The sequence below is a fragment of the uncultured Lawsonella sp. genome (assembly GCF_947252745.1).
In the GTDB taxonomy this organism is placed as follows: Bacteria; Actinomycetota; Actinomycetes; order Mycobacteriales; family Mycobacteriaceae; genus Lawsonella.
Map to the genome: position 1 here is coordinate 142,626 of NZ_CAMXWW010000002.1, position 18,609 is coordinate 161,234.

The 18,609-nt window shown below is 61.3% G+C and carries 17 protein-coding genes; 5 read left to right on the top strand and 12 right to left on the bottom strand.

Annotation, left to right across the window (positions count from 1 at the left end; translation table 11 throughout):
- Positions 1-57 precede the first annotated feature (57 nt).
- The 4 genes from Q0X28_RS02835 to mshA form a co-directional block, all read right to left on the bottom strand.
- Positions 58-744, bottom strand: coding sequence for a response regulator transcription factor (locus Q0X28_RS02835; protein WP_296239193.1), 687 nt, complete (start codon positions 742-744; stop codon positions 58-60).
- Positions 745-2,007, bottom strand: a complete 1,263-nt coding sequence (locus Q0X28_RS02840) for a cell wall metabolism sensor histidine kinase WalK (protein WP_296239188.1) — start codon at positions 2,005-2,007, stop codon at positions 745-747.
- A gap of 222 nt (positions 2,008-2,229) precedes the next feature.
- Positions 2,230-2,994 (bottom strand): phosphoglyceromutase, encoded by a 765-nt coding sequence (locus tag Q0X28_RS02845; RefSeq protein WP_296239183.1) that lies wholly within the window; start codon positions 2,992-2,994, stop codon positions 2,230-2,232.
- Between the two features lie 144 nt (positions 2,995-3,138).
- Positions 3,139-4,425 carry a D-inositol-3-phosphate glycosyltransferase gene (gene mshA, locus Q0X28_RS02850; protein ID WP_296239180.1) on the bottom strand — a complete coding sequence of 429 codons (1,287 nt, stop codon included), beginning with the start codon at positions 4,423-4,425 and terminating at the stop codon, positions 3,139-3,141.
- A gap of 194 nt (positions 4,426-4,619) precedes the next feature.
- Here mshA and Q0X28_RS02855 point away from each other — a divergent pair, with 194 nt between their 5' ends.
- Both Q0X28_RS02855 and Q0X28_RS02860 read left to right on the top strand, forming a co-directional pair.
- Entirely contained in the window at positions 4,620-6,395 is a 1,776-nt protein-coding gene (locus Q0X28_RS02855) for a long-chain-fatty-acid--CoA ligase (RefSeq protein ID WP_296239177.1), read from the top strand.
- A gap of 14 nt (positions 6,396-6,409) precedes the next feature.
- A complete protein-coding gene (locus Q0X28_RS02860) occupies positions 6,410-7,150 on the top strand; it encodes an SDR family oxidoreductase (protein ID WP_296239175.1) in 741 nt (246 codons plus the stop codon).
- Here the strand turns inward: Q0X28_RS02860 and Q0X28_RS02865 are convergent.
- The gene (locus tag Q0X28_RS02865; protein ID WP_298576410.1) at positions 7,147-8,487 is read right to left on the bottom strand and encodes a UDP-N-acetylmuramate dehydrogenase; all 1,341 of its coding nucleotides are present in this window, start codon (positions 8,485-8,487) and stop codon (positions 7,147-7,149) included. The genes Q0X28_RS02860 and Q0X28_RS02865 overlap by 4 nt on opposite strands.
- Positions 8,488-8,535: 48 nt before the next feature.
- Here Q0X28_RS02865 and Q0X28_RS02870 point away from each other — a divergent pair, with 48 nt between their 5' ends.
- Both Q0X28_RS02870 and Q0X28_RS02875 read left to right on the top strand, forming a co-directional pair.
- Complete coding sequence (locus Q0X28_RS02870) at positions 8,536-9,366, top strand: class I SAM-dependent methyltransferase (RefSeq protein WP_296239171.1); 831 nt, start codon at positions 8,536-8,538, stop codon at positions 9,364-9,366.
- An 87-nt stretch (positions 9,367-9,453) separates the two neighbouring features.
- On the top strand, positions 9,454-10,293 hold the full coding sequence (locus tag Q0X28_RS02875) for an LmeA family phospholipid-binding protein (RefSeq protein WP_296239169.1): 840 nt from the start codon (positions 9,454-9,456) through the stop codon (positions 10,291-10,293).
- A 23-nt stretch (positions 10,294-10,316) separates the two neighbouring features.
- On the opposite strand, the gene deoC is transcribed toward Q0X28_RS02875, so the two are convergent.
- A complete protein-coding gene (gene deoC / locus Q0X28_RS02880) occupies positions 10,317-11,024 on the bottom strand; it encodes a deoxyribose-phosphate aldolase (RefSeq protein ID WP_298576413.1) in 708 nt (235 codons plus the stop codon).
- Between the two features lie 30 nt (positions 11,025-11,054).
- Here deoC and purU point away from each other — a divergent pair, with 30 nt between their 5' ends.
- Entirely contained in the window at positions 11,055-11,960 is a 906-nt protein-coding gene (gene purU / locus Q0X28_RS02885; protein WP_296239164.1) for a formyltetrahydrofolate deformylase, read from the top strand.
- On the opposite strand, the gene Q0X28_RS02890 is transcribed toward purU, so the two are convergent.
- The 6 genes from Q0X28_RS02890 to Q0X28_RS02915 form a co-directional block, all read right to left on the bottom strand.
- Positions 11,957-12,307 carry a DUF2516 family protein gene (locus Q0X28_RS02890; protein WP_296239162.1) on the bottom strand — a complete coding sequence of 117 codons (351 nt, stop codon included), beginning with the start codon at positions 12,305-12,307 and terminating at the stop codon, positions 11,957-11,959. The two genes, purU and Q0X28_RS02890, sit on opposite strands and share 4 nt — an antisense overlap.
- 3 nt (positions 12,308-12,310) lie before the next feature.
- Positions 12,311-13,627, bottom strand: coding sequence for a DUF445 domain-containing protein (locus Q0X28_RS02895; protein WP_296239160.1), 1,317 nt, complete (start codon positions 13,625-13,627; stop codon positions 12,311-12,313).
- A 115-nt stretch (positions 13,628-13,742) separates the two neighbouring features.
- Positions 13,743-14,489 (bottom strand): hypothetical protein, encoded by a 747-nt coding sequence (locus tag Q0X28_RS02900; RefSeq protein WP_296239158.1) that lies wholly within the window; start codon positions 14,487-14,489, stop codon positions 13,743-13,745.
- A gap of 19 nt (positions 14,490-14,508) precedes the next feature.
- The gene (locus Q0X28_RS02905) at positions 14,509-15,606 is read right to left on the bottom strand and encodes a hypothetical protein (RefSeq protein WP_298576416.1); all 1,098 of its coding nucleotides are present in this window, start codon (positions 15,604-15,606) and stop codon (positions 14,509-14,511) included.
- A gap of 195 nt (positions 15,607-15,801) precedes the next feature.
- A complete protein-coding gene (locus Q0X28_RS02910; RefSeq protein ID WP_298576418.1) occupies positions 15,802-16,551 on the bottom strand; it encodes a succinate dehydrogenase/fumarate reductase iron-sulfur subunit in 750 nt (249 codons plus the stop codon).
- Positions 16,548-18,557 (bottom strand): fumarate reductase/succinate dehydrogenase flavoprotein subunit, encoded by a 2,010-nt coding sequence (locus Q0X28_RS02915; protein ID WP_298576420.1) that lies wholly within the window; start codon positions 18,555-18,557, stop codon positions 16,548-16,550. Before Q0X28_RS02915 ends, Q0X28_RS02910 begins: the two co-directional genes overlap by 4 nt.
- Positions 18,558-18,609: the final 52 nt, after the last annotated feature.

The window sequence follows — 18,609 nt, forward strand, 5'->3', positions numbered from 1 at the left end:
TCTTCAGAACTGGTCGACTATCTAACAGCCTACCTATTCAAGGGGTACAGCCAAAGGCTAATTCTCGAATTTATAGCCAAGGCCACGTACAGTCACTAGATGCACAGGGGAGGACGGATCCTCTTCTACCTTGGAACGCAAACGCTTGATATGAACGTCAAGCGTCTTAGTGTCGCCCACATAGTCGGAGCCCCACACCCGGTCAATGAGCTGCCCACGCGCCAACACTCGACCCGCATTCCGCATAAGGTACTCCAGCAAGTGAAATTCCTTCAGCGGCAACTGTACTTCCTCCCCACGCACCAGAACACGGTGGGCATCTACTTCCATCACCACGGGGCCGGCGCTAATGGTCGTTTCCTCCGGCACCGGAGCATCAGCAGAACGCTGGCGGCGCAATACCGCATTGATGCGTGCGATCAGCTCACGGGACGAGTACGGCTTGGTGACGTAATCGTCGGCACCAATCTCCAAGCCCACCACCTTGTCGATTTCGGCGTCGCGCGCCGTCACCATAATGATGGGAACATCCGAGATAGCCCGCAGTTCCTTGCAGACATCCGTACCCGACTTACCGGGCAGCATGAGGTCGAGTAGCACAAGATCCGGCTGGACCCGCGCAAACTTATTGAGGGCAGTCACACCATCGCCCACGATGTCGACATCGAAACCCTCCCGCTGCAGCAAGAAACCCAGCGGCTCAGCCAACGACATCTCATCTTCCACGATCATGATGCGGCTCATTTATTTGTTCTCCTCTGTTGAATTAACGGCGGACAGCTCATGGGTCTCTGCAGGCAGGAACCCCAACGTAAACGTCGACCCGACACCCGGTTTGGACCACACCGCAACTACACCGCCCATATTGAGGGCAATCTGCTTAACGATGGCAAGACCCAACCCGGTGCCACCACGCCCGCGAGAACGGGCCTTGTCGACACGGTAGAAACGTTCAAAAATGCGATTAATGTGCTTGGGGGCAATACCCACACCCTTATCCGTCACCTGCACCACATAGAGTTCCTGCTCGTCCCGCAGGGCATGGTTGAGGGCCATATTGGTGTTCGGGCTGGACATACGTTCCCGCAACGTCCCCACCAACATGCGCTCCCGGGAAACCACCACTTGTTTGCCCCCATCGGAGTAACGGATGGCATTCTCAATAAGGTTGTGCAGCGCCATCACCAGCAGAGTGCGGTCCCCCCACACCAGTAAGCCTTCATGCGTGTCCAGACGCACAGTCACATCATACTTTTCCTGCGAATGGCGGGAGCGGGAAAGTGCCTCCGCCACAACCGTATCTAGCTCAATAACTTCCGGATCGGGAAGCTTCTCCGCGCCCTGGAGGCGGGAGAGCTCCATGAGCTCCGAGATGAGCTGGGACAAGCGCATCGACTCGGTGTGCAGTTTGTTAGCGAAATAGTCCACCTGGGCAGGATCAGACACATCGGTGAGGAGCGCCTCGGCGAGGAGAGCAATTGCCCCCACCGGAGTCTTCAGTTCATGGGAGACGTTGGCGACGAAATCCCGACGGGTCTTCTCCAGGCGGGCTTCCTCAGTGGCGTCAATGCAGTAGATCACCACAAATTGGGAGTCCTCCTCCACCAGCGGCTTCATAATAATGAGAAGCGACTCAACGGGTTTGGCAATGCGGTAGGAGGTCTTTGGCCGCAGGTGGAAGGTAACGGGTTCCCGACTCGAGAACACCTGCTCCACCGTAGACCAGAGTTTCTGGTGAATATGCCGGTCTGCCACGATGCCCAGCAAGTGGGCCTGCTCGTTCATGAGAACGACGTCTTGCATACGATCCACAAGGGCCACACCGAAAGGCGCGGAGGCGGAGATACGGCGGAGTGCTTCGAGCTCGCTAATGCCAGTGTCATCATGATGATCAGCTGGGGCAGAGCGCTCGAGAAGATGGGTACCAAGTCGGTAGCAGAAGACGCCAAGAAGAACGCCCAGGATGAATATCAGCAGGGCGACTAAAGGAAGATACTCGGCCTTCACCCTTCCTATGGTACGGAATGGCAGAGGCTCTGGCCGAACCAGTCACTCGCGGATTTCGCCCAAAAGCCACGTTTCTCGAGGTATTTCAGCATGCCGTCGCTAATAATTCACATTTTTGTAAACATTTTCGGACGGGGAGGCAACGGTTCGGAGATAACGAAAACGGGAGACACCTCACCGAAAGGTGAGCGTCTCCCGTTTCCGAGAAGTGCTGAAAAGCTCTTACTTGTTGCCCTGGGCGGCCACTGCGGCAGCACCAGCAGCGGCTGCCTCGGGATCGAGGTAATCACCGCCGGGGTTGGTGACCTTCAGTTCACCGTCAACCAGCTCGAAGTTGTACACCAGCGGAATACCGGTGGGGATGTTGAGCTCGGCGATGTCCTCGTCAGAGATGTTGTCGAGGTACTTCACCATGGCGCGCAGGGAATTACCGTGGGCGGCAACCAGGACGTTCTTGCCGGCCTTGAGGTCCTGCTCGATGCTCTCGTGGTAGTAGGGAACCAGGCGATTGACGACGTCCAGCAGGCATTCGGTGAGGGGAACCTCGTCTAGATCGGCGTAGCGAGGATCATGGGTCTGCGAGTACTCGTTCTCGGGGTCAATAGCCGGCGGCGGAGTGTTGTAGGAACGACGCCACAGCATGAACTGCTCGTCGCCGAATTCCTTCTTGATCTCTGCCTTGTTGAGGCCCTGCAGCTTGCCGTAGTGACGCTCGTTCAGACGCCAGTCGCGCACGACGGGAATCCAATGGCGGTCAGCAGCATCCAGCGCAATCTGGGCGGTCTGGATGGCACGACGCAGGAGGGAAGTGTAGAGGACATCCGGCAGCACGTTCTTCTCAACGAGAAGCTCGCCGCCGCGCTTTGCTTCAGCTTCGCCCTTTTCAGTGAGACGAACATCCACCCAACCAGTGAACTGGTTGGAGGCATTCCACTCGGACTGGCCGTGACGAAGCAGGATCAGGGTTCCAGGTGTATTTTCAGCCATGCCCCTATTGTGCCTTGTGAACGCCATATTGTAAAAGGCGGAGCTGGCTGCTTCAGGGGGCAAGGCACGCCCGAAAAGGGCAAGTAGCCCATCAGCCATCCCGGCGCCTTGTCACACCACTCGCACTTCCCCACCACATCCCCGCTAGGAGGGCGAGTAGTAGTTGTCGCGCGCCCGTCGGTAACAGTCGACCAGCTTTGAGACCGTTCGCGACCAGGAGAAGTTGGCGGCATGACGGGGTGCAGAAATAGCCAAACCAATGCGTAGGGCATCGTCATCCAACACCTTCCCCAACACATCAGCCCACCGCAGTGGATCATGCCCGTCCACCAGCAGGCCACTCACGCCGTCATCAACCGCCAGCGGCAAACCGCCCACATTGGTGGCTACCACCGCCGTACCGCAGGCCTGCGCCTCCAACGCCACCAGCCCAAAGGACTCGTTATGGCTGGGGACCGCCACCACATCTGCCGCCCGAAACACCTGCACGAGCTTCTCTGGGGGCATCGGTCGGAAGAACTTCACATGGGCGGCAATACCCAACCGTGCCACCTGGCCTTGCAGCACCGTAGGAGCATCCAGCCCAGAACCAGAGGGGCCGCCAACAATAACAATGGTGAGGTGACGGTCAGGCCGGCGCCGCAACAGCTCGGCTGCGGCATCAATGAGAACATCGGGGGCTTTCAACTTTTGAATACGCCCCACGAAGGCAATAATCTGGTCCTCCTGCGGCAACCCCAACTGGCGACGCGCCGCCTCCGTCGCCCCTGGGCCGCCTGGCGAAAACAAACTGAGGTCCGCCCCTGGCGGAATAACGTCAATACGCTGGGCTCGTGCCCCCAATAGCCGCACCAGCTCCGCCTTTTCCGCCGGAGTGTTAGCGGTAAGGCGGGTGGCGTTCGCGGTGATAGCATGCTCGGCATCTAATCGGTTCTGTGGCTCCGGGGTATCCCCCTCCGCCAAACTGGCATTCTTGACCGCCGCCACCGTGTGGAAGGTGTGGACTAGTGGTACCTGCCAGCGACGGGAGGCCATCATGCCGACCTGGCCAGACAGCCAGTAGTGCGAATGGATGAGGTCAAAGTAGCCGCGCTCGTGGCGGGCTTCCACCTGCATCACCCCATGGGCGAAGGAACACAACTCGCGGGGAAGATCGTATTTGTCAAGGCCTTCCAGCGGCCCGGCTAAGACATGGCGTACACGGACGCCCGGCTCTTCCTCCTCCATAGGGTCGCGGGAGGATTCGGTGGCACGGGTGAAAATCTCCACCTCAATACCGCGGCGGGCGAGCTGACGGGCTGTCTGCAGGACGAAAACGTTCATGCCTCCGGCGTCACCGGTCCCCGGCTGCGCGAGGGGAGAGGTGTGCATGGAGAGAAGCGCCACACGGCGTAGCAGGGGACTGCGAACGCTGGAGGGGGCAGGGGACATACTTTTATTCAACACCTGATGGGAGAAGCCGTCCATGCTCTCGTGACGCTCCCGGGATGATTCCCAGCGAAAAATAACGGCAACAATGAAAAAATGCCGTAACCAGGGGCCACGCGCGTTTACTACGAAGTAACTCGTTTTCGCAGGTGATAACACTTGGGCTATTTGAATCGAGGTGGATTACCCTATTAACCATGAGTTCACCACTACCGCCTAACGGGGAACCCACCGATCGTCAAAAGGTCTGGTGCGGTAACTACGAAGACGGCGTTCCTGCACGCCTAGAGGTAGCCACCCGCACCATAGTCGACATGTTCGAATCCAGCGTGTCGCACTGGGCTGCAAACGATGCTCTGGAATTCTTCGGCGAAAAGATCACGTACGCAGAATTGGCAGAATACGTTGAACGGTGCGCCGAGGGCCTTCGCCGTATGGGTGTCAGCAAAGGTGACCGCGTCGCTGTTTTGCTCCCGAACTGTCCGCAAGCCATCATTGCTTTCTATAGCATCCTGCGTCTTGGCGCCGTCGTCGTCGAGCACAACCCCCTGTATACCGAACACGAACTAGCGCAGCCGTTCTACGACCACGGAGCGCGCGTCGCCATCTGCTGGGACAAGATCGCCCCGAAGATTGTGAAACTGCGTCGTACCAGTGATCTAGAAAATGTCGTCTCCGTCGACATCACCAAATCCCTTCCCAAGAAACTCCAGTTTGCTCTCCGTCTCCCTCTGAAGAAGACTCGCGAACTGCGGGAATCCCTGTCCACCCCCGCCCGTCACACCTTCCCGTGGGAGCGCCTGCTGGACCATCCGCGTATCGCCGTCGAACACCCGCGCCCCAGCATGCACGATCCGGCGCTCATGCTCTACACCTCCGGCACCACCGGTGCCCCGAAGGGGGCCGTACTAACCCATTTCAACCTCTCCTCCGAATTCGAAATGGCTCACGCCTGGATCAAAAACGCCGTCCCTGGCAAAGAAATCGTGCTGGTCTCGCTGCCACTCTTCCACGCCTACGGCATGCTGGCCAGCAACATCTTGGGGGTGGGCATCGGCGCAAAGCTCGTGCTTCTCCCTAAGCCAGACATCAACCTCATCATGAAGAAATTCAAGAAAGAGGTCCCCACCTTCATTCCCGCCGTCCCACCGCTTTACCAACGCATTCTGGACGAGTCAAAGAAGCGCGGCATCTCTATCCACGGTGTCCGCTTAGCCTTCTCCGGCGCCATGACACTCCCCGCCGAACTGGTGGAAGAGTGGGAAGCCGCCACCGGAGGCGTCATCTCCGAAGGCTATGGCCTCACGGAGACCTCCCCGGTCATTGCCGGTAACCCGATGAGCCGCACGCTCCGCCAACCCGGCTCCGTCGGCGTTCCTTTCCCCGAAACCGAGATCCGCATTGTCAGCATCGAGGACGGGGTAACCGAGCTTGGCTTCAACAAACCCGGCGAGCTGGTGGTGCGGGGACCGCAGGTGTTCTCCGGCTACTACAACATGCCCGAAGCCACCGCCGAAGCAATGCGCGGAGGCTGGTTCCACACTGGCGACGTTGCCGTCATGAATGAGAACGGCTACATCACCATCGTCGATCGCCTCAAGGAAATGATCATCACTGGCGGCTTCAACGTCTACCCCACCGAGGTGGAAGAAACCCTCGCAGAGCACCCCTCCATAGCGGAGTGTGCCGTAGTGGGCGTGCGCAATCGACGCGGTGGCGAGATGGTGGCCGCCGCAGTGGTGCTGGAACATGGTGCCCGCCTCAACGAAGAGGCACTGCGCGACCATTGCCGCGACTCCCTCACCCGCTACAAAGTGCCGAAACGCATCGTCGCGATAGAAGAAATCCCGAAGAACGTCATGGGCAAGGTGCTCCGGAAGGAAGCTTCCAAGCTGGTACAGGCCTTCATTGATGAACACCCCATCCCCATCGTTCCGACTAAGGAACTCCACGAAACGGAAAATCTAAAGTAGGACACAGTAGGACAATGTCTGACGCTCCCCGCAAGATCGCGGTGGTCACTGGTGCTTCCTCCGGCATCGGTGCCGCCACTGCGCGTCGTCTCGCCGCTGATGGCTACCAGGTAGTACTAGCGGCCCGCCGCCTCGACCGCCTCCAGGACCTTGCCGCAGAGATTGACGGAGTGGCCGTACAGTGCGACATCACCGACCAGGCTGACGTCGACGCCCTGGCTGCCCAATTCCCCACCATCCACATGCTGGTGAACAATGCGGGTGGCGCCCACGGCAAAACCACTGTGATGGAGTCCGATGAAGGCCAATGGCGCACCATGTGGGAAACCAACGTGCTGGGCACCATGCGAGTATGCCGGGCACTGGTACCGGCCCTCATCGCCTCCGGTGACGGTCTCATCGTCACCATCACCTCGGTGGCCGCCTTTGAAACCTACGAAGGTGGCTCCGGCTACACCTCCGCCAAACATGCCGAGTCCGCTCTGGCGATGACGCTCCGCAAGGAACTGCTAGGTGAGCCGGTGCGGCTCACAGAAATTCAGCCTGGCCTGGTGGAAACCGAGTTCTCGCTGGTGCGTTTCGGCGGCGATAAAGCGGCCGCTGATGCTGTCTACCAGGGGATGACGCCGCTGCAAGCAGACGACATTGCCCGCACCATTTCCTTCGTGGCGGCGCAGCCCGCTCACGTTAACCTAGACACCATCCTCATCCGCGCGCGAGACCAATACGACAACGACCACGTGCTGCGTCGCTAATCGAGGGGTGGAATGCTGCAGCCCACCAAAATAGGCTCCGGCACCAACTCCACCCCAAAGCGCTCCCACACCCCATCGCGAACCCTTCGCGCCACCTCAAGTAGTTCCGCCGTCGTCGCCGAACCACGGTTGGTTAAAGCCAGGGTGTGACGGGTACTCAAGGACGCGGGATACTCTCCACCGGGGAACCCCTTCGAGAACCCTGCCTGGTCGATGAGCCAGGCAGCGGACAGCTTCACGCCACCCTGCCCGGGGAACTTCGGCATCACATCAGTATCAATACCAGCAGCCGAAATCTGTTCCAGCACATCGGTAAACATGCTCTCGCAAATGACAGGGTTGGTGAAAAACGAGCCTGTGGAGAACGTGTCCGGATCGGGCACAAGCTGCCCAGCAGGCGACTCCACCCACACCCCAGATGCGGACGGCTCCCCAAAACCGGTCGCCCGCACCCCAGAGCCGCACACGACCATGCCCTTCCCTCGCCGCAGCTCCAGCACCGTCTCTCGCGCCTGTTCCACCGGCACACGATCCAACGTCTGACAGCCCAACTGGCGCACCAACTCCCGGTAGCGAATCGGCGCCGACAGTCCATCTCGCCGCAGCCGCAACTCCACCGCCGTCACCACCGCACGATGCGTGAACTTCAAATTCGAATACCGGTACGCCAACCCCAGCTGGTCCGCCGTCTCCCAGGTAATCTCCCCCGTCACCCGATCCACCAGCTCTACTCGCTGCAGCACCGACTCCATCTCCACCCCATAGGCCCCCACATTCTGCACCGGCGTCGCCCCCACCTGGCCCGGAATACCCGACAGGCACTCCACTCCACCCCACCCCCGGGCCACCGTCTCGGCCACACACTCATCCCAGTTGAGCCCCGCCGGCACCTGCACCGTCACCGAGCTCTCCGACTCGCGCACCACCCGCAGATGGTCCCCCTCCCCCGCTGTTTGACGTAGCATCACCAACTCATGGCACTGCACCCCGGTGGACTCGTCACCCACCACAAGATTCGATCCCCCGCCCACCACAAATAATGGCACATCCCAACGCAGCGCAGCACGCACCACCGCACTCACCTGTGCGGCATTAGAGCACGTCACCATCCCCCGCGCCGGCGCACCCAACTGAGACGTGGTGTAGTCCGCAAACCGGGCCTGCGGCGACACCTCCGCCCCCGCCACCCGTGCCGCCTCCCACAGCCCAGCGAGTGCGGCGGCAGAAACAGCAGTAGACGTAGAGGAAGCAGAAGAACCAGCAGAAGCAGAGGCAGCAGCCCCACAAGACGCCAACTCGCTGGCGTGACCCGACAACGTGGTGTGATCGCTGTTCATGCCCCCAGGATACCCGCTCACAAGGCGAATCCCGGTAGGCTCTCTAGTATGCGAGCAGCCGACGCGCGGGTTGCCGGAATTCCCACCTCAATTCCCCGCACCCCACCCCGCCACGCCTTGGGCACCATCACCCGAGGCACTACCGGCGTCAACCGGCTCCGCAAATGCGACCGCTGGATGAGCCACCACCCCGCCATTCGCGCCGCTCTTCACAGCGCCCCCCAACCACTCGCCATCGACCTCGGCTACGGTGCCGCCCCCTGGACTACCGTAGAAATGGCCACCCGCCTTCGCGCCCACGTCGCCCCCCAGTTAGAGGTCGTTGGCCTCGAAATAGACCCCGCCCGCATCTTCCCTGCCCAACACGGAGTCCGCTTCGAAGAAGGCGGCTTCGAACTCTCCCACTACCGCCCACAACTCGTCCGCGCCTTCAATGTGCTCCGCCAATACACCGAAGAAGAAGTAGGAAACGCCTGGCGCATCATGCAATCCCGCCTCGCCCCCGGCGGCGTCATTGTCGAAGGCACGTGCAATGAAGTGGGGCAACGCGCCGCCTGGGTACTCCTCGACCAGGCGCGCCCCCTCAGCCTCACCCTCGCCTGGTCCCCCCACGCCGTCACCACCCCCTCAGATGTGGCCGAACGGCTCCCCAAAGCCCTCATTCACCGCAACGTACCCGGCGAGAAAATCTACGACCTCCTCCACGCTGCCGACAACGCCTGGGCAGCCACCGCCGGCTACGCTACCTTCGGCCCCCTCGACCGCTGGCGCCGCGCCAAGGAAATGCTCCGCACAGAAGGCTGGCCCGTCGACCGCCAACGCCGCAAACTCCAAGATTGCCTCCTCACCGTCCCCTGGGAAGCAGTTTCCCCCGCCTAGCTGCCGACCGCACCAAGCCGCCAACCCCACAAAGCTGTCCCATCCGCGTAGTGGCGCAGATGCCTGTGCACCTGGAACAATGAACGCATGACCGCACCTGGAACCCCCCAAGGACAGCTACCCAGCCGCCGACGGGCCGCCATCCCCCTCATCATCATTTTCCTCTTCACCATCCTGCTGATCTGCCTGGGCATCGAACTCTACACACGCCACAGCATCGGCAACCAGGTTGCGGACTCTATCTCCGCCGAAGTCAACAAAAACTGCACGGACAACCCCCGCGACGAACAAAGCTGCGCCACCGTAGGCGTCCCCGTCCGCACCTCCTTCGGCTCCACCCCCATCCTCTTCGGACTCTCCTCCAAGACCCTCCCACAGATCAACGTGCGCATAGGACCCCTGCCCCCCGCCGACCTGCGCGTAGGCACCGTAGTACAATTCGACGCCAAGGATATTGACTACTCCGACTCCACCAACCTGCATTTCGGCAGCGCCCATGCCACCCTCGCCATCCCCCCACAGGCACTCCACAACATCATCAATGACGAGATGAAACGTCAGGGAGGGGCACTCGCCGGGGCACTCACAGTCACCAACGTCACCTACCACCCCGACTCCAGCACCATCGGTCTCCAACTTAACAACGGCCTGGCGGACCTCACCATCGCCCCCAAGGTACGCGACGGCCAATTCGTGTTCGAGCTGACAGACGCCTCCGTGGTCGGCTTCCGCCACCAGGCACTGGTCCAAGGCCTGCGCAGTATCATCCTGGAACTCTCCGGCAAATACCTTGACCTGCTTCCTCCCGGATTCACGGCAGAATCGGTGACGGTGCACGAGAAGTCCATTGACGTGGAACTGAACGGCACCAACTTCACGTCCCAGGATCTAGCGCAGGCAGGCCAAACCCAGCGTTCCCGTCGCTAACGCAACAAGGGAGTTTGCAGCCGCTAGTCGGGCATACCAGCGAGCAGCGCCGCAGCCTCCTCCGGGGAACACCCCAACTGGGTCGCCCCCGCCGCCATCAGCTCCAACGCCTGCGCCGCCGTCGACACCCCGCCCATCGCCTTAATTCCCAACTGGCCTCCCACACTCTCCGCCATCGCACGCACCGCCTCCACGGAAGCACCATCCCCCGCCGGGTGCAGGCCAGTACCCGTCACCACCATATCCGCACCCACTGCCAGCGCAATCTGGCAGCAGCGGGAAATCCTGTCCAGCCCGTCCGACAACGTCAACAGATAGGCAGTCTCCACCACAATTTGCAGGATGACGGGGGCCGGCGCCGCCTCCCGCACCGTCACCAAGTCCGCCATCAGCGCATTCCATTCCCCCGCCACAATGGCCCCCAAATCTGCCATCACGCACACTTCAGTAGCCCCCTGGTCTACCGCCAAACGTGCCGAAAAAGCCTTCGATAGGCTGTAGTCCGCCCCCAGCGGGTAGCTCACCAGGGTACCCACCGGCAGCTGCGCCTGCGGCTGCGGCAATCTCCCCGACGGCACATAGCAGGCATTGAATCCCCACTCTCCCGCCTGCTCCACCAGCTCCGTCACCTGTGCGGACGTCAGCTCCGGAGCCGTCACCATCAGATCAATAAACGCCGCCAGCTCGTGGCGATTGGCAGGCAGGTCCGCGTTGGCATTGGCAAATGTCATAGACCCAGGCTACCCGCTAAAATGTGGCACATGATTGTGAACGACCAGAAGCCTGCCGTCTCCGGCAACGAACACCGCTACGTTCTCACCCTGGACTGCCCCGACCGCGTCGGCATTGTCGCCGAAATCTCCCAATTCCTGGCAGATATGGGTGGATGGATTCTGGAAGCCGCCTACTACGCCGACCCCATCTCCAGCTGGTTCCACACCCGCCAAGCCGTCCTCGCCAGCTCCGTCGACATGAGCTTCGAGGAACTCCAAGAACGCTGGAACAACATGGCCACCCACCTGGGCCCCGACGCCCACGCACAGGTCACCGACACCGCTCGCCTGAAGCGCGGTGTCATCCTCGTCTCCAAGCAAGGCCACTGTCTGCACGACCTGATGGGCCGCATTCACCACGGCGACTACCCCATGGATGTCGCCTGCATCGTCTCCAACCATCCCGACATGCAGCCCGTTGCCGACTACTACGGCATCCCCTACCACTACGTTCCCTTCGGCCCCGGTGAACAAGGCAAGCGAGAAGCCTTCGACACGATCGCAGAGATCGTCGACGCAGAAGAACCGGACGTTATTGTGCTCGCCCGCTTCATGCAGATTCTTCCCCCCGACCTGTGCGAGCGATGGGAGGGCCGCTGCATCAACATCCACCACAGCTTCCTGCCGTCCTTCATGGGCGCCCGGCCATACGCCCAGGCCTACAAACGTGGTGTGAAACTCGTGGGTGCCACCTGTCACTTCGTCACGAGCGACCTCGACAATGGACCCATCATCGAGCAGGATGTGCAGCGTGTCAGCCACGCCGACACAGAAAAGGACATGGTACGGAAAGGCCGCGATATTGAGCAGCTCGTGCTTGCCCGTGGCCTGCGCTGGTTCCTGGAAGACCGGGTACAGGTCCACAACCACCGCACCGTTATCTTCGAGTCCTAGCGGGCCCAGTTCCCGCCGTAGCCGTCCTGGGAAAAGCCCAACAAATCATCCATCTCGGTACGCTTCGACCCCCAGTACACGCCAACGATCACCCAGCCGATAATCACCAGCGACACCATGCTGGAGCCCAACGAAAAGACGTTCCAGAACATCGCCACCGCGGACACCACCAGCATGGCCACCCACCCGGTCTTGGACACCCGGCCCGTCAACTCGAACGCATCTGACCGCATGCGGGCCGCATGCACCACCGAGCGAATAGCGTAAATGCCTCCAATGAGCGCAAACACCGCCACCGCCAACATCTCCACGGGCACAGACAAGATGTAGTGGGCAAACATCGGCATGGCTTACACTCCCAAAACGAAGAAGGCGATGGTGTAAATGAGCAGGCCGGCCAAAGAACCCACAACCGTACCGTTCATACGGATGAACTGGAGGTCTTTACCAACCAGCACCTCGATTTTATCGGAGGCCTCGGCCGCATCCCAGCGCTCCACCGTGTCAGAAATAATGCCGGTGATCTCCGGAGCGTAGTTCGACGCCAGATGCTTTGCGGCCGCCACCACACGCTCAGAAATGACCTCCTGTACCTTCTCACTGGTCGCCATGGAATGGCCCATCGCCATAACCGCCTGGTGGGCCTTGCGACGCAACAGACTATTGGGGTCAGCACTAGTGTGGAGCAGAAACTCCTTGGCGTTCTCCCACGTCTTCTCCGTCATCGACGAGGTAGCTTCCTTGGCCAGAATGTTCTGCTTGATCTCCTCCACCTTCTCAATGGTCTTGGGATCATTCTGCAGATCGTTCGCCATCTCGTGCAGCCACCGCTTCGCGGCGAGACGCGCCTCATGGTTCGGCTGCCGCGAGACCTTGGACGTCCAATCCACCAGTTCGCGGTGAATACGAGCACCCACCAGATCCTGCAGGATCTGCGGCGCCCAGGCGGGGCTATCGCTGTTGACAATGCGGTCCACTGTCGGCCCTGCCTTCACCGCCCACTGGAAAGCCTTCTCGGAGAGGAACTGAATAGCTGGCTCTTCCTTCTCGGAATCCAGCAGCTTCTGCAAGTACTCGCCCAGTTCTGGCGCCAGCACCCGGTCACCAATCTGGTGGTCGATGGTGCGGTCAATGAGCTCCAGCACTTCCTTGTCGTCAACAACATCCATAATGCCTTTGACGGCGGTGCCGAGTTCACCAGAGACCTTGGCCGCATTCTCCGGCTCCTGCAGCCACTGTCCCAGGCGTTTCGGTAGCTGGGCGGATTCAATCTTCTCTCCCACCAACTCGGGGTTGAGGAAGTTGTCCGCCACGAAGGTGGCCATGCTGGTCCCCAGCTTGTCCTTCTGCTCACGGATGATGGCGGTGTGGGGGATGGGGAGTTTCAGCGGGTGACGGAAGAGGGCGGTCACCGCGAACCAGTCGGCCAGGCCGCCGACCATGCCGGCTTCGGCGGCTGCCCGTAAGAAGCCCAACCACACCCAGTCGTAATAGCGCTGCAGAATGTGACAGATGATGAAGATAATGGCCGCCACGATCAGCATAGAGGTGGCGATGATGCGCATCTTCCGCAGTTCGGCACGCTTAATGCGCGCCTGTTCGGGCTCAATATCGGGGAGCGGGAGGGGCGCTTTCTTTACGGGGCTGGTATTCGCTGGAGCAGTCACTCTTCGATTCTGCCCCAAAAACCGTATTTTGGCAGCTTGCTAACAGGTTGTGGCAGCTCGCTGAGAGGTAACGCACCTCTAGCGCACCTCATATGTTGCTCCAGCGGAACCAGTGTTAACTGTGGGAACGGGCGATCTTCTCTACTTGACCCGTAAAAATGGCGTTCAGGCTGGCTGTCTGTTGGCGGGTGGGGGTGGCGTTACGGGACCGCAGGATGGCAATCACCCCTACTCCTCGCACATCCGCGTACAAGTAGGTGGAAGACACTGGAGCACCCTGCTGCATCGCCAGGCGTTCTTGGTAGCCACGCACCCCCAGCGCCTTTCCTGTCACCGGCGTGTGATGGTTGGCATCATCGGTGCCTGCAACAGCGGTGACAGCGCGGTCTGATACTTCATAGGGGGTGACGGTGACGCGCAGCGTGACGCCACTGCCTTTGCGGGTGAAACGCTGACAGTCTTTTAGGTACCCGTCAATGCGTGGGAGGGAGCCAGCGGGGCGCACCACCATGAGGGCGATGACGACATTGCTGGCCGGATACTCCAGGTATTCGCCAGCGCGGCTTTCTGCGGGAACGTCAGCCACCCAGGCTTTCGAGGGTTCCAGACACTCGGTGAGTGATGGCTGCTGAGTGCCTTCAGTGGCCCGGGCGAGTTCCTCTCCCACTATGGGCGAGGCGGAGAAACCTTGCGGTAGTTCCTTTTCCGTCACCAGAAAGTCTTTGACGGAAATAGACTGAAAGCGCGACTCCGCCCCGCCGCAGGCGGTGAGGAGGGAACCCGAAAGGAGGAGCGAGAGCAGCAGTGCCCCGGCAGATGTCCAGCGACATCCACCGGGGCGTTGCGCGTACAAAGACCGCATGGGAGTGGAGTTGCTGCTGTTAAGCCTGCTGCTCCGGCTGCTCACCCTGCTCGGCGGCCTGGCGGGCGGCTTCCGCAGCCTTCATCGCCTGCTCCCACTGTTCCGCTTCCGGAGTACCCGGGCGGGGCGGTACCGGAGCGTAGGACACCACCAGGTCCCAGGGGTTGATATCCCAGGAGGCGGCTGCCACGGTGGCGATAGAGCCTTGGTCGGCCAGTTCAGTGTTAGCGGCGGCGGCCACAATAGTGGGGCCGGCGGCGGGCTTGTCGACCTTATCCCAGAACTGGGCTCCTTCCGGATGCGGGAAGGTTTCGATAATGGCCTGGTCGTCCTCACCTTCCGGAGCGGGGAACACACCGAACAGTGCGTAGTGGTTGGGGTGTTCCTGGCCTTCCGGTAGCTGATCGAGGTCGCTGGCCTTTTCCACAATGGCGTATTCGCCGCGCTCCGGGTTGTCGGTGGCGATGCGGCGGAGGAAGGCTTCGACCTCCAGCCAGGGGTTGGTGTCCGTTTCGGCCGGCTCAGACAGGTGGAAGGTGTGGGTGCGGACGTAGATGTCTTCGCCGTCGGGGCCCTTGTCGCCCTGCATGGGTTCGGTGACGTTGGGGTTGTCTGCCCAGGGGGCCTTGCTGGGATCGTCAACGATCTCCTGGGAGACCCGCTCCGCCACCAGGAGGGTGCCGTCACCAAGGGTGAGGAGGGCAACTTCCCGCATGCCAGAGGTGGGGGTGATGGTACGGGGGATGGCGTTGCGACCCATGATATCGATGAGGCGTTCCGGCTCGTCGACGGTCCACAAGCTAGCACCCATGGGGGTGTAGACGCTCACCATGTGGGCGGCTACCATGCCGAGGATGGCGGGGACGGGCTCATTGGGGTCAAAGGGGAGTTCCGGCATTTCGCCGCGCTCCATCTGTTCCCGCATTGTGGTTACGGCCTGGGAGAGTTGGTCGTAGGTTTCCTGGTCGATTTCTCCACTCTCGAAGGCAGCCTGGATCTCGGCGTAGTTTTGTTCGAGGACGGCCAGTGCATTCTTGATCTCGTCTTGTTCCTGAGCTTCTGACATGCCTTCGGCGCCGCCCTGCCAGTTGGTGGGGATATCGGTGGGGTTGGTCATGAAAACCTTCTTTAATGAGGCGGTAGTACTTCTCCAGCCTACCGATCTTGCAGGACGGTGGCCGGCTGTCTGGGAAACCTACGACAAATAGCGGTTGAGGATAAAGAAAACTGGGGCGCACCCCGGAGGGTACGCCCCAGCCACCGAACTGTCGCGGGGCCGGCCGCCACAGTTATAGGGAGGTGGTTTTATTCTTTAGTCGTCCTTGCCACGGAACATGCGACGCAGACGCTCCTTATTGACGGCGGCTACCGCGGTGATCGGGATGTTAGCCGGGCACACCTCAGCGCATTCGCCGTAGTAGGAACAGGAACCGAAGTCCTGTTCGAGGACGTCCACCATGTTCTTGGCGCGGCGGCCGCGCTCCATGGCAGCTAAGGGCTGGAGTCCCAGGTGCATGAGCTTGGCGCCGGTGAACAGGTGGGCAGCACCGTTGGGGCAGGCCGCGACGCAGGCACCACAGCCGATGCAGGCTGCGTAGTCGAGGGAACGCTCGGCCTGCTCGTGAGTGCTGTTGACGGAGTCAGCATCGGGAGCCGTACCGGCATCTATGGAGACCCAGCCGCCCGCTTCGAGCACACGGTCGAGCTTGCCACGGTCAATGATGAGGTCCTTGACCACCGGGTACACCGCGGAGCGCATGGGCTCCAGGGTGATGGTGTCGCCGTCCTTGAAGGAGGACAGGTGCTGGTGGCAGGACGGGGTGTTCTTCTTCGGGCCGTGCGGACGGCCGTTGACGTTCATGCCACAGCAACCGCAGATGCCCTCACGGCAGTCGGACTCGAAAGCGATGGGCTCTTCGCCGGCTTCGATAAGGCGATCGTTGAGGCGGTCGAGCAGCTCGAGGAGAGTCATTGCCTCGTAGGCGTCGTCAACGTCGTATTCACTGAACGCGCCCGGGGCGTCGGGGCCAGCCTGACGCCATACCTTCAGATGCAACTTCATTCTTTGTAGTTCCTTGTCATCAGCGGGACCTTGTCGAAGGTCAGGGGTTCGGCGTGGCGGATGAAGGAGCGTGCGCCGCCCTTCTCACTACCGGCGGACTCCCAAGCGGAAACGAAGCACCAGGCAGAGTCGTCACGCTCAGCTTCGCCTTCTTCGGTCTGGTGGTCATCGCGGACGTGGGCACCGCAGGACTCGTCACGGTCTGCGGCATCCACAGCCATCAGCTCGGCGAGCTCCAGGTAGTCGGCAACGCGCCCAGCACGCTCCAGCACCTGGTTAAGGTCGCCTTCCTGACCGGTGATGTTGAGGTCGGACCAGAATTCCGCGCGGAGGGCACGGATTTCCTCGATGGCCTGCATGAGGTCGGGCACGGTGCGGAACACACCGACGCCCTTGTACATGATTTTGGCAAGCTTGCGGTGGAAGTACTCGGGACCGTGGTTGCCGTTGATCGACATGAGGGCGTCGATACGGGCCTGGGTCCGGGTGAGGGCCTCCTGCACGGCCGGGTCGCTTTGCTCCAGGGTGGGAGTGTTGAGCAGCTTCGCCAGGTAGTTCGGCACGGTGTAGGGGAGGGTGAACCAACCGTCCACGCAGGCGGACAGCAGGGAGTTAGCACCCAGGCGGTTGGCGCCGTGGTAGCCCCAACCACATTCGCCACCGACGAAGAGACCCGGAATGGAGGTCATCATGTTGTAGTCGCTCCACAGGCCACCCATGGTGAAGTGGACGGTGGGGGCGATACGCATGGGAACCTCGTAGGGGTCCTCGTTGGTCGCATCGGTGTACATGTGGAAGAGGTTGCCGTAACGCTCGGCGATGGTGTCCTTGCCGAGGCGCTGGATGGCGTCGCGGAAGTCCAGATACACGGCGTTGTGAAGCGGACCGACACCGCGGCCGGCGTTGATTTCCCGGGACAGGGCGCGGGAGGCCACGTCGCGGGGTACCAGGTTGCCGAAGGCGGGGTACTTGCGCTCCAGGAAGTAGTCGCGCTCGTTCTCGGGGATCTCGTTGGCGGGGCGGTCGTCGCCTTCCTTCATGGGCACCCAGATGCGGCCGTCATTGCGGAGGGACTCCGACATGAGGATGGTCTTGGACTGCCAGTAGGAGTTCTTCGGCAGGCCTGTTGGGTGGAACTGTACGAAGGACGGGGAGGCGAAGTAGGCGCCGCGCTGGTGGGCACGCCAGGACGCAGAAGCGTTGGAGTTCTTGGCCAGCGTGGAGTCGAAGTAGACGTTGCCGTAGCCGCCGGTGGCAAGGATGACTGCGTGGGCGGTGTGGGCGGTGATCTCACCGGTCACCAGGTTGCGGACGACTACACCCTGACAGCGGTCATCCTTGACGATGAAGTCGAGGACCTCGGAGCGGGTGTGCAGCTTAACGGTGCCACGGTTGATCTGACGCTGCAGTGCCTGGGCACCGGCCAGCTGGAGCTGCTGTCCTGTTTGACCACGGGTGTAGTAGGTGCGGGATACCTGCACGCCGCCGAAGGATCGGGTGGCGAGGGTACCGCCGTATTCGCGGGCGAAGGGGGCGCCGATGGCATCCATATGGTCAATGACGCGGACACCTTCTTGGCCAAGGCGGTAGGCGTCGGCTTCGCGGCAGCGGTAGTCGCCGCCCTTCACCGTGTCCTTGACGAAGCGGTAGAGGGAGTCATTGTCGACCTTGCGGCCGCGGGGGGAATTGACGCCGCCCTGGGCAGCGATGGAGTGGGCACGACGGGGGGCGTCGTGGTAGGTGAAGGCTTGTACGTCGTAGCCGAGTTCGCCGAGGGCGGCGGCAGCACCGGAGCCGGCCAGACCGGTACCCACAACGATGATGGTGAACTTGCGACGGTTGAGGGGGCTGACGAGGTTGAAGTGTGCCATCGCTTCATCCCAGGCCACCGGGGTGGGGCCTGCCGGCACATGGCCGTCAAGCACATCACCAATGGTGACGCCAGGGACGATGGAGGCGGGTGCCACAAAGTCCTGTGCAGCCGAGGCAGAATCGGTAGTAGTCACTGCCTGCGTCTCCTTATCTTCTTTAGCTTGGAAAGCTTCGGGGATCCGCACG

Excerpts from the sequence above, each read along its gene's own strand:
- Q0X28_RS02835 (WP_296239193.1), bottom strand. The coding sequence starts at position 744 with ATGAGCCGCATCATGATCGTGGAAGATGAGATGTCGTTGGCTGAGCCG.
- Q0X28_RS02845 (WP_296239183.1), bottom strand. The coding sequence starts at position 2,994 with ATGGCTGAAAATACACCTGGAACCCTGATCCTGCTTCGTCACGGCCAG.
- mshA (WP_296239180.1), bottom strand. The coding sequence starts at position 4,425 with ATGTCCCCTGCCCCCTCCAGCGTTCGCAGTCCCCTGCTACGCCGTGTG.
- Q0X28_RS02855 (WP_296239177.1), top strand. The coding sequence starts at position 4,620 with ATGAGTTCACCACTACCGCCTAACGGGGAACCCACCGATCGTCAAAAG.
- Q0X28_RS02860 (WP_296239175.1), top strand. The coding sequence starts at position 6,410 with ATGTCTGACGCTCCCCGCAAGATCGCGGTGGTCACTGGTGCTTCCTCC.
- Q0X28_RS02865 (WP_298576410.1), bottom strand. The coding sequence starts at position 8,487 with ATGAACAGCGATCACACCACGTTGTCGGGTCACGCCAGCGAGTTGGCG.
- Q0X28_RS02870 (WP_296239171.1), top strand. The coding sequence starts at position 8,536 with ATGCGAGCAGCCGACGCGCGGGTTGCCGGAATTCCCACCTCAATTCCC.
- Q0X28_RS02875 (WP_296239169.1), top strand. The coding sequence starts at position 9,454 with ATGACCGCACCTGGAACCCCCCAAGGACAGCTACCCAGCCGCCGACGG.
- deoC (WP_298576413.1), bottom strand. The coding sequence starts at position 11,024 with ATGACATTTGCCAATGCCAACGCGGACCTGCCTGCCAATCGCCACGAG.
- purU (WP_296239164.1), top strand. The coding sequence starts at position 11,055 with ATGATTGTGAACGACCAGAAGCCTGCCGTCTCCGGCAACGAACACCGC.
- Q0X28_RS02890 (WP_296239162.1), bottom strand. The coding sequence starts at position 12,307 with ATGCCGATGTTTGCCCACTACATCTTGTCTGTGCCCGTGGAGATGTTG.
- Q0X28_RS02900 (WP_296239158.1), bottom strand. The coding sequence starts at position 14,489 with ATGCGGTCTTTGTACGCGCAACGCCCCGGTGGATGTCGCTGGACATCT.
- Q0X28_RS02905 (WP_298576416.1), bottom strand. The coding sequence starts at position 15,606 with ATGACCAACCCCACCGATATCCCCACCAACTGGCAGGGCGGCGCCGAA.
- Q0X28_RS02910 (WP_298576418.1), bottom strand. The coding sequence starts at position 16,551 with ATGAAGTTGCATCTGAAGGTATGGCGTCAGGCTGGCCCCGACGCCCCG.